The 14,150-nt window shown below is 38.0% G+C and carries 13 protein-coding genes and 1 pseudogene; 1 reads left to right on the top strand and 13 read right to left on the bottom strand.

The genetic code is table 11. The features are described from left to right. Positions 1–53: 53 nt before the first annotated feature. The 7 genes and pseudogenes from tnpB (EGS71_RS03980) to EGS71_RS03950 form a co-directional block, all read right to left on the bottom strand. Positions 54–389: an IS66 family insertion sequence element accessory protein TnpB gene (gene tnpB / locus EGS71_RS03980; protein ID WP_000619347.1), complete on the bottom strand. Its 336-nt coding sequence runs from the start codon at positions 387–389 to the stop codon at positions 54–56. Then, entirely contained in the window at positions 386–769 is a 384-nt protein-coding gene (locus tag EGS71_RS03975; protein WP_001055589.1) for a transposase, read from the bottom strand. The genes tnpB (EGS71_RS03980) and EGS71_RS03975 overlap by 4 nt, the downstream gene beginning before the upstream one ends. A 53-nt stretch (positions 770–822) precedes the next feature. Next, a complete protein-coding gene (locus tag EGS71_RS03970; RefSeq protein WP_001094424.1) occupies positions 823–2,406 on the bottom strand; it encodes an IS66-like element ISAba25 family transposase in 1,584 nt (527 codons plus the stop codon). Between the two features lie 74 nt (positions 2,407–2,480). Next, positions 2,481–2,816: an IS66 family insertion sequence element accessory protein TnpB gene (gene tnpB / locus EGS71_RS03965; RefSeq protein ID WP_000619347.1), complete on the bottom strand. Its 336-nt coding sequence runs from the start codon at positions 2,814–2,816 to the stop codon at positions 2,481–2,483. After that, positions 2,813–3,196, bottom strand: a complete 384-nt coding sequence (locus EGS71_RS03960; protein ID WP_001055589.1) for a transposase — start codon at positions 3,194–3,196, stop codon at positions 2,813–2,815. Before EGS71_RS03960 ends, tnpB (EGS71_RS03965) begins: the two co-directional genes overlap by 4 nt. Positions 3,197–3,356: 160 nt before the next feature. Beyond that, positions 3,357–3,959, bottom strand: a pseudogene (locus EGS71_RS03955) (SulP family inorganic anion transporter); the annotation flags it as partial. A 237-nt stretch (positions 3,960–4,196) separates the two neighbouring features. Continuing rightward, the gene (locus EGS71_RS03950; RefSeq protein ID WP_000332543.1) at positions 4,197–4,835 is read right to left on the bottom strand and encodes an SOS response-associated peptidase family protein; all 639 of its coding nucleotides are present in this window, start codon (positions 4,833–4,835) and stop codon (positions 4,197–4,199) included. Between the two features lie 354 nt (positions 4,836–5,189). Between EGS71_RS03950 and EGS71_RS03945 the strand changes: the two genes are divergently transcribed. Then, complete coding sequence (locus EGS71_RS03945) at positions 5,190–6,632, top strand: glucose/sorbosone family PQQ-dependent dehydrogenase (protein ID WP_001032857.1); 1,443 nt, start codon at positions 5,190–5,192, stop codon at positions 6,630–6,632. A gap of 54 nt (positions 6,633–6,686) precedes the next feature. Here EGS71_RS03945 and EGS71_RS03940 read toward each other — a convergent pair whose 3' ends face one another. From EGS71_RS03940 to pfkB, 6 genes are all read right to left on the bottom strand, one after another. Beyond that, the gene (locus tag EGS71_RS03940) at positions 6,687–7,130 is read right to left on the bottom strand and encodes a universal stress protein (protein WP_000120225.1); all 444 of its coding nucleotides are present in this window, start codon (positions 7,128–7,130) and stop codon (positions 6,687–6,689) included. 125 nt (positions 7,131–7,255) lie between these two features. Beyond that, the gene (locus EGS71_RS03935; protein WP_000203163.1) at positions 7,256–9,349 is read right to left on the bottom strand and encodes an EAL domain-containing protein; all 2,094 of its coding nucleotides are present in this window, start codon (positions 9,347–9,349) and stop codon (positions 7,256–7,258) included. Positions 9,350–9,954: 605 nt separating this feature from the next. Next, complete coding sequence (locus EGS71_RS03930) at positions 9,955–10,170, bottom strand: hypothetical protein (protein WP_001129188.1); 216 nt, start codon at positions 10,168–10,170, stop codon at positions 9,955–9,957. A 190-nt stretch (positions 10,171–10,360) separates the two neighbouring features. Next, entirely contained in the window at positions 10,361–10,825 is a 465-nt protein-coding gene (locus EGS71_RS03925; RefSeq protein WP_000163427.1) for a MarR family winged helix-turn-helix transcriptional regulator, read from the bottom strand. A gap of 665 nt (positions 10,826–11,490) precedes the next feature. After that, positions 11,491–13,209, bottom strand: a complete 1,719-nt coding sequence (locus EGS71_RS03920) for a fructose-specific PTS transporter subunit EIIC (RefSeq protein ID WP_001192477.1) — start codon at positions 13,207–13,209, stop codon at positions 11,491–11,493. Then, the gene (pfkB, locus tag EGS71_RS03915; RefSeq protein ID WP_001062797.1) at positions 13,196–14,143 is read right to left on the bottom strand and encodes a 1-phosphofructokinase; all 948 of its coding nucleotides are present in this window, start codon (positions 14,141–14,143) and stop codon (positions 13,196–13,198) included. The genes EGS71_RS03920 and pfkB overlap by 14 nt, the downstream gene beginning before the upstream one ends. Positions 14,144–14,150: the final 7 nt, after the last annotated feature.

Here is a 14,150-nt window from a genome sequence, read left to right as displayed (position 1 = left end):
ATGAAGAGAATGAAATAGAACGTTTGGAGGATGGCAGAATGGTCGAGCTTGGTTTAGAGCATATTCACCACTTGCTGCAATCCAATTCTCTGCCAGGGCAAACCTTGGATTAATGCCTGTAACTGTTCCGGGCTGAGGGCCACGGTTTCACCTTGGTGAACTTGAGCCCAGTGAAATTTACCCTGTTCCAAACGCCGGGCACACAGCCAGATGCCCAGTCCATCATGTACCAACACTTTCATACGATGACCACGTTTATTACAGAACAGGTAGGCGCAATGCGGTTTGATGTAGCCAAAGGCTCTCACCACCTGAGCCATGACAGTATCCATTCCTGCTCGCATATCCATGGGCTGGGTAGAGAGCCAAATTTCATTGATACGGATCATGTTGCCAGTGCCTTGAGTAATTCTGCCAAGGCAGGTATTTCTGATGTCTGCCATTTTAGCTGAATATCATTATTCGTATGAGGCACGGTGATACACAACGTGATCCTCTCATCAATAGGTTGGCTGATTGCAGCAGTGTAAGGCAAAGCAATAAATGCTGGATTCACATGAGTAGGATCCTGCACGGCACCCTCATGATGGCTGAAGATCCTGATCCAACGACTGACAAGGTTGGCATTAATACTATGTTGCAGTGCGACCGAAGCGATCGAGGTATTAGGATTTTTACAGGCATTGACAATACTGAGTTTGAATTCTTTGCTGTATGTTCTGCGTTTTTTAGCAACAGGAGGTGTTGCTGAATATATATCCATGTTCATGGATTAAGTCCCCACTTGTTTTGTAAGCGTCCGCTGAATCCCATACCTATTTTTTAATTCGATTTAGGTTTCCAGCAGTGCGGCAGTAACTCTTCAATCTGGGTCACTTTATGTGTCGGTAACCTTTTCAGCACATCACTTAAATAGGCATACGGATCCAGCCCATTCAGCTTTGCTGACTGGATTAAAGTCATGATGTTTGCCGCTCGCTGACCACTGCGCAGCGAACCTGCAAACAGCCAGTTCTTGCGCCCCAACGCCCAGGGACGCATCTGATTCTCTACCCAATTGTTGCATATCGGTAGATTGCCATCATCCAGATAGCGGCTTAAGGCTGGCCAACGCTTCAGAGTGTAATTGATGGCCTTGGCGGTGGGAGAACTCGATGGCACTGTCAGATGATGTTGGTTGAGCCATTCATATAGTTGTTGCATCACTGGTTGACTATGCTGTTGTCGGTATTCGCGGCGGTCTTCCGCTGTACCATCGGTCTTTTTCCTGAGTTCTGCTTCTATCGCATACAGTTTCTGAATCAGCACCAATGCCTGTTCAGCGACCTGACTTTTCCCGGTCACATGCAGTTCATGGAATTTACGACGTGCATGGGCCATGCAGCCGACCTCTATGACCTGGCCTGATTTAAAGCGTGCTTTATAACCACTGTAATCATCACAGACTAGATTGCCCTGCCAGCCTTTCAAGAACTCTGCAGCATGCTGGCCTGAACGACTATCCTGAAAGTCATAGATCACCGCCTGAACTGGATTGTACTGTGTGGTGGCATAGGCCCAGACATAACCTTTCTTCGGTTTTTTCTCATTCTCACCCATCCGCATGATGGTGACCGGTGTTTCATCTGCATGCAGCACCCGCTGTTGCAGCACCACCTCTTTTAAGGCATTGGCCAGAGGTTCCAGTTCTACACCGCAGCGACCTATCCAGTCAGATAAAGTTGATCTAGAAAGTTCGATTCCCGCCCGCTGATAGATCAGACGTTGACGGTACAGCGGCAAATGATCGGCATACTTCGATACCAGCACATGGCTGAGCAATTCAGGTGAAGCAATGCCTTTATCAATCACATAGGCGGGCATCGCTTGCTGAGTCAGAGTGTCACACTGATCACAGACCCATTTACCACGCACATGCTGTTCCTTATAGAACTGTGCCGGTCTGAAATGCAGTTTCTCACTGACATCTTCGCCGATACGACGGAGTTGGCATCCACAAGTGCATTGGGTTGATGCAGGTTCATGCTCAATACGGATGGTGTGTAGATGATCTGGCAGTGGTCGACGTTTAGGTTTATTGGTTTTGGCTTTCTGTGTCGCTGCATCGGTTTTATCTGCATTTAATCGTTCTAATTCCAGATCAACAGCAGCAATATCTTCTTCAACCGCTTCATCCCATAGGTGGATTTGTTTTGCCGTTAAGTGTTCATTCTTTTGGGCGAATTTGTGCTTTTTAAACAGCGCCAGTTCATGCTCGTATTTTTGATTGAGAATAGAAAGATGTTGAACTTTGGCATCCAATTGTTGGTTTGATTGTGCTAGAGACTGATGCTGCATCGCCAACTGTCTGGTGAATTCCAGCAGTTGTTCATGGGTCAGTTGGCTTAAGTCAGGCAGCGTATTCATGACCGCAGTATGCCTGAGGTCATGAAGAGAATGAAATAGAACGTTTGGAGGATGGCAGAATGGTCGAGCTTGGTTTAGAGCATATTCACCACTTGCTGCAATCCAATTCTCTGCCAGGGCAAACCTTGGATTAATGCCTGTAACTGTTCCGGGCTGAGGGCCACGGTTTCACCTTGGTGAACTTGAGCCCAGTGAAATTTACCCTGTTCCAAACGCCGGGCACACAGCCAGATGCCCAGTCCATCATGTACCAACACTTTCATACGATGACCACGTTTATTACAGAACAGGTAGGCGCAATGCGGTTTGATGTAGCCAAAGGCTCTCACCACCTGAGCCATGACAGTATCCATTCCTGCTCGCATATCCATGGGCTGGGTAGAGAGCCAAATTTCATTGATACGGATCATGTTGCCAGTGCCTTGAGTAATTCTGCCAAGGCAGGTATTTCTGATGTCTGCCATTTTAGCTGAATATCATTATTCGTATGAGGCACGGTGATACACAACGTGATCCTCTCATCAATAGGTTGGCTGATTGCAGCAGTGTAAGGCAAAGCAATAAATGCTGGATTCACATGAGTAGGATCCTGCACGGCACCCTCATGATGGCTGAAGATCCTGATCCAACGACTGACAAGGTTGGCATTAATACTATGTTGCAGTGCGACCGAAGCGATCGAGGTATTAGGATTTTTACAGGCATTGACAATACTGAGTTTGAATTCTTTGCTGTATGTTCTGCGTTTTTTAGCAACAGGAGGTGTTGCTGAATATATATCCATGTTCATGGATTAAGTCCCCACTTGTTTTTAGGTGGGAACTAAATTAAGGCTTATAGGACCGCTTGGTAAGGCTGTGTTAGCCGGATGCTTACCTTGTTTTTAGGTGGGAACTAAATTAAGGCTTATAGGACCGCTTGGTAAGGCTGTGTTAGCCGGATGCTTACTTTGGGAGTGCTCCCATATCGCCAACTGTTCGCACATCAAGGTCCAAAAAGAGAGCAAGTAATGTGACTATAACAATACATATAAGGGGAGATGGAAAAATTTTTCCAAGCTTTGGTACATAAGGGAATAGATAAATAATTGCTAAACCAATAGCGACTAATAGATAGACGTACCAACTTACATTGACTAGTTCTGGAAGCTGGGCCATAAAAATGAGTATGGCGAGAGCATTTACAAAACCAATCACAACCGATTTAGAGACAAAGCGCATGAGCTTAGCAAGCTTAAGATATCCTACTATAATTTGTATGACACCCGTCAAAATAGTAGCTGCGAATAAATACTGAAGACCATGTTCTTTCACTAGGGTCGTCATGACTAAGGCCATAGCACCCGTTGCTGCCGAAATCATGGCAGGACGGCCACCTACAAAAGAAATAATAACCGCAATACAAAAAGACGCATATAAACCGATTTGGGGATCTACACCTGCAATAATTGAAAAGGCAATCGCCTCTGGAATTAAAGCCAGACCAACAACAAGCCCAGAAAGAATATCTGCACGGACATTAGAGAACCATTGTTCTCGAAGATTCGTTAACATGGAAATAGCCTAGAATTTTAAATTTTAGAAAGGCTAGTGATGTGATATACCAACACACAAGCGACTACACCACATCACTAGACAGTGATGAGTTATTTACAAAGGAGAAGGGTAAATAAACTTAAGGTGGCGTTAGTGTCATGGATAATGAAAATTTGAAGTTTTAAAGAGGTGCGAAGGATAACATAAGTTTTTAGGGGGAGCCATTTAAGCTTGCTACTTTCACTTATTAGGCATCTAACTTTTTTTTGATTTGTTCATTTCTGCTTTAGGCAGAGACGTAAATTCATTTAATGGCATATCTAAGAAAAAGTTAGGAGCGTCAGTGTGTTTGCAGTTTAACCAATCGTTTCTAAGATGGTCAGGTATTACAATAATTGAACGTTTTTCATCGTCAGGTTTATGAAACTGTTTCATAAAAGAATGTCGATCTGCATTGATTGTTAATAGCGACATTGTTCTAACTTTCTGCTCATCAATTATGGTTTCTTCATAAATTGCTGCAAGCGTAAATGGCTTCCCATCTTGACGAAAGATGCCATACCAATGTGCTTTACCATTGATATATTTCGGTTCATAAATAGCTTCAACAGGAACTAGGCCAAATTGATCATTTGACCAGGCATGTTTAAATGAACGTTTGTGATCAACCGTTTCAGTTCTTGCATCATAAGTTGCATATTTAAATGAAACTTCTTTCGCATATGGTGGCAACATTCCAAATTTAACTTTTCGCCATTCCCATTCATTTTGATGAGATAAGATTATTGGGCAATCATCACTTGGATAGACATCTGATTTGTAATCAAAGGTGGGTTCAAGTAAGTCTAATTGATAAGAATGCTCTCTCTTAAGGGGTTTAAAATTTGCACACATAACGAAATTCGATTTGTAAGGATCCTTAATCTTTAGCTTGGATCTTTTAACTATGTGGTATGTATATTTTTATAGATTGAATTGTCTATTTGAGTATTAAATTTTACTTTTCAATTACTTTGTTAAAGCTTTCTTTCAAATTATTTATCTTAAAAATGAGATCAATGATTTATAAGGCAACTTATAAAATATTCATTTGTTTTGAATAGCTACTTTTATGCAACAGAGCCTTGCAGAAATTTGGATTTTAATAAATGAGCTAATCATCATAATACAAAAGATATAGAGAACGTATACAAACCAATGTTTTCAGCGGTTTAAGTAACTCTTTAGAAAACTTTATAAGGTGGAACTATGAATAAACATTTATTAGCAAAAATCACTCTTTTAGGTGCTGCACAACTATTTACGTTTCATACGGCATTTGCAGATATACCTCTGACACCTGCTCAGTTCGCAAAAGCGAAAACAGAAAATTTTGATAAAAAAGTGATTCTGTCCAATTTAAATAAACCACATGCTTTGTTATGGGGGCCAGATAATCAAATTTGGTTAACCGAACGTGCAACTGGCAAAATTTTAAGAGTAAATCCTGAATCTGGTAGCGCGAAAACAGTATTTCAGGTGCCTGAAATTGTGAGTGATGCTGATGGGCAAAATGGTTTGTTAGGCTTTGCTTTTCATCCTGACTTTAAACATAACCCTTATATCTATATTTCAGGCACTTTTAAAAATCCAAAATCTACAGATAAAGAGTTACCTAATCAGACGATTATTCGTAGATATACCTATAATAAAACTACAGATACATTTGAAAAGCCTATTGATTTGATTGCAGGTTTACCGTCATCAAAAGATCATCAGTCTGGTCGTCTCGTCATTGGTCCAGACCAAAAAATCTACTATACGATTGGTGACCAAGGTCGTAATCAGTTAGCTTATCTGTTCTTACCGAATCAGGCACAGCATACTCCGACTCAGCAAGAGCTCAATAGTAAAGACTACCATACATATATGGGTAAAGTATTACGCTTAAATCTGGACGGAAGTATTCCTAAAGACAACCCAAGCTTTAACGGAGTAGTGAGTCATATCTACACTTTAGGGCACCGTAATCCACAAGGTTTAGCATTTGCTCCAAATGGAAAGCTTTTACAATCTGAGCAAGGGCCAAATTCTGATGATGAAATTAACCTTGTATTAAAAGGTGGTAACTATGGCTGGCCAAATGTAGCTGGTTATAAAGATGACAGTGGTTATGCCTATGCAAACTATTCGGCAGCAACCAATAAATCACAAATTAAAGATTTAGCTCAAAACGGGATAAAAGTAGCAACAGGTGTTCCTGTGACTAAAGAGTCTGAATGGACTGGTAAAAACTTTGTGCCGCCTTTGAAAACTTTATATACGGTACAAGATACCTATAACTATAATGACCCTACTTGTGGTGAGATGGCATATATTTGCTGGCCAACGGTTGCGCCGTCATCGGCATATGTATATACGGGAGGCAAAAAAGCGATTCCAGGGTGGGAAAATACATTATTGGTCCCATCTTTAAAACGTGGGGTGATTTTCCGTATTAAATTGGACCCGACATATAGCACGACTTTGGATGATGCTATCCCAATGTTTAAAAGCAATAACCGTTATCGTGATGTCATCGCTAGTCCAGAAGGTAATACCTTATATGTGCTGACTGATACAGCGGGGAATGTACAAAAAGATGATGGTTCAGTCACTCATACTTTAGAGAATCCCGGTTCTCTCATTAAATTTACATATAACGGTAAGTAACTTATTTCAAAAAACCCAGCTATATAGCTGGGTTTTTTATATAAAGGTTTAGATTTATTCAGTTACGACCAATACTGGCACATGAATTTCTCCTAAAAGTGCTTGAGTTACACTTCCTAAGAAGAACTTTTTAAAACCTTTTCGCCCATGAGAACCAATCACTAATAAATCAGCTTTTAGCTCAGTTGCTGCTTTGATGATTTCTGTATGAATTGTTTGACCTTCAACAATTTTGGTTTCAACAGAAATTCCATGTTGGCTAAATTGTTCTTTAGCTTGATCTAAAATGCTCTGAATCGAAGCTCTCGCTTTATTAAAATAATCTTGCGCAATTTCTGTACTATCAATAATTTCAACTGAAATAAATGGATCAATAGTGAGCGCATATACCAAAGTAACTTTACTACTAAAGGCTTTAGCAAGACTTGCAGCATGATTAACAGCAATAAGTGAGGTAGGAGAACCATCGACCGGAACTAAAATATGGTGATAACTCATATATTGCTCCTTATTGTCTTGTGACAATATTTATTGTTGAAGAACCTAAACTTGTTATCGTTATGATTATATTATCGCCAATTTTATAATTTTTATTGTTTGTTTTTAGTGTGTAAGGTAAATGACTAATTCATAGAATAGTGACTTTCTAGATAAGCCTGACCCTGTTTAAGAATAGAGATCACCTGATTAGCGTCAATAGCTGATTCAAATAAAAAACCTTGCCCTATGTTGTATCCAAATTGAAGAAGCAACTCTTCTTGTTCTGGTGTTTCAATACCTTCTGCAATTAATCCGAGTGAGAGATTTGGAGCAAGTAAGCCAATTGCCTGAACAATTGCATAAATGGATGGATCATGTTGCATCTTTTGTATAAAGCTACAATCAACTTTTAAGCAATCAATAGGATAGTCTCTTATATGTGTTAAAGAAGAGAAACCTGTTCCGAAGTCATCTAAAGCAATGCGTACTCCATGCTGTTTTAGTTTATTAAGTGCGCGAATCACATATTCAGAACCACGGTCACCCAGCATATGTTCAGTAACTTCTATTTCAATTAAATGGGTAGGAATTTCAAGTTGATTAATCTTTTTTAATAAACGTTCAGCATAATTATCTCTTAAGAACTCAACTGGTGCGGCATTTAGAGAAACAGGAAGCGGCACAAAACCTAATTTTATCCATTTAGCAATATCATGCAAAACTTGTTGTTGCATGATTTCACCAATTTTACTGGCTAAATCGTAGTCTTTAAAAGCTTCAGCAATCTGAGAAGGCAAACCTCTTTGGGCCGAAGTCGTATGCCAGCGGAGTAATGCTTCAAAGCCCACTACAGCATGAGTTTTTAGATCGACTTTGGGTTGATAGTAGGGCTGAATGGTATGATGACGAATAAGCTGGCGAGCAATGTTGAGTTGAGAGGCGATTGCCTCGGTTAACTGCATCATACTTGGGTTATACATACGTATGCCGCCACGACCACGGGCTTTTAAGTCATGTAATGCCATATCGGCACAACTTAATAAGCTCGATTGATCAACTGCATCTTGAGGATAAATGGCGCAGCCGATGCTCATGCCGCCGTTGAGCACATTCCCAGCATATGTAATGGGTTGATTGAGTTGTTGAAGCAATACTTCTGCAAGTTCACGAACATCACTCTCATTTTTTAAATGGCTAACAATAACTGCAAACTCATCACCACCTAATCTGGCAACTGAACATCTTTCAGGGTCTACGCACTGATTAAAACGTTTAGAAAGTATTTTTAATAAGTGGTCACCAGCACTATGACCTATAGTGTCATTAATATGCTTGAAATGATCTAGATCAATTAAAAGTAGCCCTACACTGGTTTGGGTTTCTCTTGAGTAAGCTAGGGTGCGTTTTAGTTGTAGCTTAAATGAGCGTCGGTTAAATAATCCTGTGAGTTCATCTCTCTCGCTAATATCTCTTAGACGGTTTTCGGTAAGATACTGTTGAGTGACATTTCGCGAAACACACAATATTTGAATAATTTCGCCGTTTGTATGTTGAATTGGGGTAAGCATGTTATCCCAATATTCTGGATCTTGATTTGGTAAGCAACTCATGCCAGCGAATCGGGCCACTTTACCCTGTAAGGCTTTTTTTAAGGCAACTCTTCCGCGTTTACGAATATGGGGTGGTAAAAGATCTAACCATCGCATACCGAATTTTTTTTCATCTACAGGTATACCTAATGCAAGGCATCCTGATTTATTCATATGAGATACAGTGCCATCTGTATTTAAAACCTTAATACAATCGACACTGATATCGAGCATTTGATTTTGTATATCGATATCTTTTCGTAAGCTTTGCTGCTCTTGTATATCTTGGTCAATATCAAGAAAACTAATAAACCATTCATTTTCTTGAGAAGATTCATGGTATTTCGACAATTGAATAGAAATTTTACACCATCGATAATAATGGGTTTTATGCAAAAGACGGCATTTAAATTCAATTCTTGATCGGAGTCGTATCGCATCTAACCAGTTGTTTTTAACTTCTTCTAAATCGGCAGGGTACACGAAATCTAGCCATTGTTGAAACAATGGAGGAGAAGTATCGCGCCAGTACTTTGTACACTCCGTATTGCAGTATAAAATTAAGCCTTTTTCATCACTGACCCAAGTCGGTAAAGGAAACTGCTCAACAATAAAATGCTTTTGGGTAGTGTTCGACATTGAAGTCATAACATGCCTAAAACTGCTGAAGAGTTAAACTATTTATAAACTGTATTGTAATAGTTGTGTCGTCACCACAAAAGCTATAAAAAATTAATATTTGATGTTTTTTTCGTCTTGAATAAAGGTTTTTTTTAAATAAAAATTTTATTAATCATCTATGCATATGTTATTTATTAACTTTTAATCTCCTAAAGATTATGAAATGTAGAATTTTAACTTGAAAAAATTATGCGTATTTTTGTAAAAAACTTGTTAAAACAGTTGTTTATAAAATTCAAATAGAGTTTTTATAAAAAACTCATACATCAAAAACATTTTAACTCGTGAAGAGTTAATTAATTTAAATATTTATGAGAAAAAATTTATAAAGAAAAAGCATTTAAGATATTAGAGGTTAATACAATAAATACTATTAACTTTACAAAAGTAATATAAAATAAGGTCTTATATTATCGTAGAATTCTTTTCATCAAAAAGGATATATAATTCCTTTTTGTGCATTTTATAGCCTACATTTTCCCCAAGATGTAGGTTTTTTTTATGTCAAAATTTTATTATTTTAATTTTATTTAACTTATTAAATTATAAATAAAAAAAGCCATGGAGGCTTTTTATACGGTTTCCGGTTTTTTCAACTGTTGTTGAATGTAGAGGTTCATATAATACTGCTCTATATAATCGTCAGCATAATTGTTAGCTAATGTCTTAGTAGCTACCTGTTCATGCTTGCTGTAACAGTTAGTTTCTAAATCTTTTTCAAGTACCCACCATTGACGGTTAATACGACGTACTTGAAACTTATCACTTTTATATTTTCTTTTAGCCATTTTTTCCTAAAATTACGTTAGAGATATTAAGAGAGAGTTTCTACTGGAGTTGAAGGAACAAGTCAACAAGCATAGTGTTTAATTGATTACTTTATGAAGTCTGTATTCCTATAAACATAAGAGAAAATAATAAAAAAGCTCTCATGAGAGAGCTTGAGAATTAATCGTTTTAAAATGTTAAAAACAACAATTATCGAGAAAGATTTTTTAAAAGCAATTTTAAGCTTTCCATCATTTTTTCTAGTTGAAGAGGGGTGATACCTTCGAATGATTGTTCAAGTACTACACTCGTTAGGTCATTAATTTTATTAATCATTTCTGTACCACGTTCGGTAAGATATACACGTGTAATACGACCATCTGATTGACAAGAATAGGTTTCAACTAAGCCTTCATCTTTTAAGCGATAAACAATTTTAGTGGTAGTCGACATTTTTGAAATAATCATATCAGATAGCTCTGATACGCTAGCGTGAGGTTTACTACTTAGTGCAAGCATAATACGTCGACGTGAATTATCTAGGCCATATTTTTTGAGGGCATTATCAATATTTTGAACATATTGAGCATGGACCTGAGTAATCCAATAATATGGAAAATCTTCAAGAGTGAAAGATTCTGTTGTAGGTAAAAAACGCGCATACTTCTTTGTCATTGACTTTTCCCCATACCTTGGTGGATCGCATTTTATGAAACTTATTTTAATAGTGGAAAAATATAGTTTCACTAAGCAAGTTATATCAGGACTTTAAGTCATGAGCAAAATTTATATTGTTTGATTAACAAGGACAAACTATAAATTTTTCTCTTCTGATAAAACTTATTCCTTACCGTTTATTTGAACTTGGCTACTCGCTTGGTCGTAAAATGAACGATATTTGTTTGCATGAGAATCGTAGAAAAAAAAACTCGTTTTGAACGTGACATTTCTATCAAAATTTTTTGTCTATAAAGTCATAACTTAAAAAAATAAATCCATTCAATAGGTAAATATTTAAATTAATCATATGTTTAAAAGATTTTTTGAAGATGAAAATTTACCATACATTTAACACAATTGATGAATTATCTATAAAATTAATGAATATTTGTTTGTAAGTTATTGATTTTAAATGTTAAAATTATTTGTGTGAATAAGGGGTAATTATTTCTCAAAGATTCAAATGTAATTCTACAAATTTTGAAATTAAAAGATGAGTGTGGCCTCAAATTAAATTTTTAGTGTTTTACCTTAGAACAACTGATAACACATGCCGTTCAAATTAATCTATAAAACTGAGTACTAATAAAAAGGGAGAATTTATATTCTCCCTTTTTAAATTATGAGTTTGTTAATAATTTTTCTTCTTGATTCTTTTTAATGATGGCATAACTTACTCCCGTTACGATACTTCCAGCCGCAATTGCTGCAAGATACAACCACGCATGATTGATTGCATTCGGAATCAGTAGTACAAATACACCGCCATGCGGAGTCACAAGCTCACAGTGAAATAAAGCAACTAATGCACCAGTTACTGCGCCACCTAGAATACAGGTTGGAATAACGCGCATTGGATCTTTTGCTGCAAATGGAATTGCACCTTCTGAAATAAAGCATAAACCAAGCACAAACGCAGCTTTACCTGCATCTTTTTCGCCAGTACTAAATTTATTTCTAGCGAGGAAGGTTGCAATTGCCATCCCAATTGCAGGAACCATACCGCCTGCCATCGTGGCTGCCATTGGCATATAGGTATTGGTGGTAAGTAGTCCAACTGTAAAAGCATAAGCAGCTTTATTGATTGGTCCGCCCAAATCAATACACATCATACTTGCCAAAATAATTCCCATTAATACAGCATTTGTTGTGCCCATGTTGTTGAGGAAATCTTTCATTAACTCAAAAATATGCGCTACAGGTTGACCTACCACATAGAACATAATCAACCCAACAGATAATGTTCCTAATAATGGAATAATCAAAATGGGCTTAAGGGACTCTAAGCTAGTTGGAAGCTTGACTTTTTTAGCAATAAATAATGCGATATAACCTGCCAGGAAGCCAGAAACAATACCACCTAAAAATCCTGCTTGTAACTGTGCTGCCAATAAACCCCCGATTAAACCGGGTGCAAGACCAGGGCGATCTGCAATCGAATATGCAATATAACCCGACAGCATGGGTACCATGAGGGTAAATGCTGCTGCGCCAATCTGTTTTAATATGGCTGGCAGACTACCAGCTTGTTCTGCTGCATTTAGGCCAAAACATAAAGAAAGTGCAATTAGCAAGCCACCCGCAACAACCATAGGCAGCATATAAGAAACACCAGTTAATAAGTGTTTATATACACCAACTTTTTCAGTTTTATCCTTATTTTCCGTTGTTGCTTGCTGTTTACCTTGTTCTAAAACCTGAGCATTAGCAATTGCCTCAGCAAAAGCCTTGTCGGTTTGTTTTAAAGCAAAACCAGTGCTACATCTATAGACACGTTTACCTACAAAACGGTCAGTGTTGACTTCAATGTCAGTAGCAAGAATAACAATATCGGCATCAGCAATCGCTTGAGGTGATAAAATATTCTTCGCACCTACAGAACCTTGAGTTTCTACATCGATTTGATACCCAAGTCTTTCTGCACCTTGTTGTAACGCTTCAGCTGCCATAAATGTATGGGCAACTCCAGTTGGGCAAGCAGTAATGGCAACAAAATGAGTTGCGGTATTTGAAGCTTGCTTAGGTTTTTGTTCCCACTCATTTGCTGGTTTTGAGTGTTCAAGTGCCGTTAAAAGTGCTTTGTCTGCATCATCTTTAATATCTTCAATAGAAACTAAAGATAAAGCGTTTTGACCAAAAATATTTAGATTTTTAGGTTGCTGTCCAATAATAATGACATGATCAAAATGATCGCTTGATTCAAACTCATCGAGTGAAATGACACTATGTTTATAGCCGTGTTGGGTTGCGACTAAAGCAAGTTTACGAGCCAAGATTAAAGCATTGACTTGCTGTTGCGGACTATTAGTGACAAATAATAAATGTTTAGCAGTTTGCATCAGATTCACTCAATGAATTGATAATAGTTTGTGCTTTTAATTGGTTTAGAACCTCAGAAGTAGGGATTCGAAAACCAATTTGTGTTACAGCATGGCTTGCAATGGCTGTCGCAGTTTTTAAGGTCTCTTCAGGAGGCATTTGGTTAACAAGTCCATGGATCATGCCGGCTAAGAGTGAATCACCAGCGCCTACTGTACTTTTTACGATAACTTTTGGTGCTTGAGCATGTAAGGGATGAATGGCGTGTAACCAATTTACGCCATCTTCACCCATTGAGATAACCACATGCTCAATATTGGTTAAGCTATCAAAAAGTTTTCTTTGTTCAGCATAGCTTGTTGCAGGACGTTGATAACTTTCAACCAACTCATCGGTATTCGGTTTGATCATCCAAGGTTGACACTCAATTGCAGCAACCAATGCTTTACCACTGGTATCTAGGGCAACTTTCTTATTATTTTTTTTGATCAGTTGAATAAGTTGTTGTAACTCATCAATACTAAAACCTTGTGGGAGGCTACCAGCTATTGCAACAACCTCGACTTGTGGTAACAGAGCTTCAATCTTATTAAATAGCCTTTGTTTGTCTGTTTCAGAAACAAAGAAACCTTTGCCGTTTAAATCGGTCATCCGCCCAGAATGCTCAGCAATTTTTATATTTTGACGGGTTTCACCATCAATATAAATAAACTCAGGTTGAAATTGAGCTTGTGCAAAATGTGTATCGAAAATTTGTCGATTATGCTCACCTAAAAAGCCGGTTACGATTACATCGTGACCTAAGTCTTTTAATACTTGAGCAACATTAAGGCCTTTGCCAGCCGCATGAATTTCTACCGACTCTTGTCGGTTCACTTCTCCTACTAATAACTCATTCAGTTGAATGGTTACATCAATTGCAGGGTTTAAAGTAATTGTTAAAATTTTAGCCATTACTATT

The organism is Acinetobacter sp. FDAARGOS_559 (assembly GCF_003940475.1).
In the GTDB taxonomy this organism is placed as follows: Bacteria; Pseudomonadota; Gammaproteobacteria; order Pseudomonadales; family Moraxellaceae; genus Acinetobacter; species Acinetobacter baumannii.
This window is presented reverse-complemented; position numbering and strand designations above follow the sequence as displayed.

Coding starts and splice junctions, on each gene's coding strand:
- EGS71_RS03970 (WP_001094424.1), bottom strand. CDS start 2,406: ATGAATACGCTGCCTGACTTAAGCCAACTGACCCATGAACAACTGCTG.
- EGS71_RS03975 (WP_001055589.1), bottom strand. CDS start 769: ATGAACATGGATATATATTCAGCAACACCTCCTGTTGCTAAAAAACGC.
- EGS71_RS03920 (WP_001192477.1), bottom strand. CDS start 13,209: ATGCAAACTGCTAAACATTTATTATTTGTCACTAATAGTCCGCAACAG.
- tnpB (WP_000619347.1), bottom strand. CDS start 2,816: ATGATCCGTATCAATGAAATTTGGCTCTCTACCCAGCCCATGGATATG.
- EGS71_RS03930 (WP_001129188.1), bottom strand. CDS start 10,170: ATGGCTAAAAGAAAATATAAAAGTGATAAGTTTCAAGTACGTCGTATT.
- EGS71_RS03940 (WP_000120225.1), bottom strand. CDS start 7,130: ATGAGTTATCACCATATTTTAGTTCCGGTCGATGGTTCTCCTACCTCA.
- tnpB (WP_000619347.1), bottom strand. CDS start 389: ATGATCCGTATCAATGAAATTTGGCTCTCTACCCAGCCCATGGATATG.
- EGS71_RS03925 (WP_000163427.1), bottom strand. CDS start 10,825: ATGACAAAGAAGTATGCGCGTTTTTTACCTACAACAGAATCTTTCACT.
- EGS71_RS03945 (WP_001032857.1), top strand. CDS start 5,190: ATGAATAAACATTTATTAGCAAAAATCACTCTTTTAGGTGCTGCACAA.
- EGS71_RS03935 (WP_000203163.1), bottom strand. CDS start 9,349: ATGACTTCAATGTCGAACACTACCCAAAAGCATTTTATTGTTGAGCAG.
- EGS71_RS03950 (WP_000332543.1), bottom strand. CDS start 4,835: ATGTGTGCAAATTTTAAACCCCTTAAGAGAGAGCATTCTTATCAATTA.
- EGS71_RS03960 (WP_001055589.1), bottom strand. CDS start 3,196: ATGAACATGGATATATATTCAGCAACACCTCCTGTTGCTAAAAAACGC.
- pfkB (WP_001062797.1), bottom strand. CDS start 14,143: ATGGCTAAAATTTTAACAATTACTTTAAACCCTGCAATTGATGTAACC.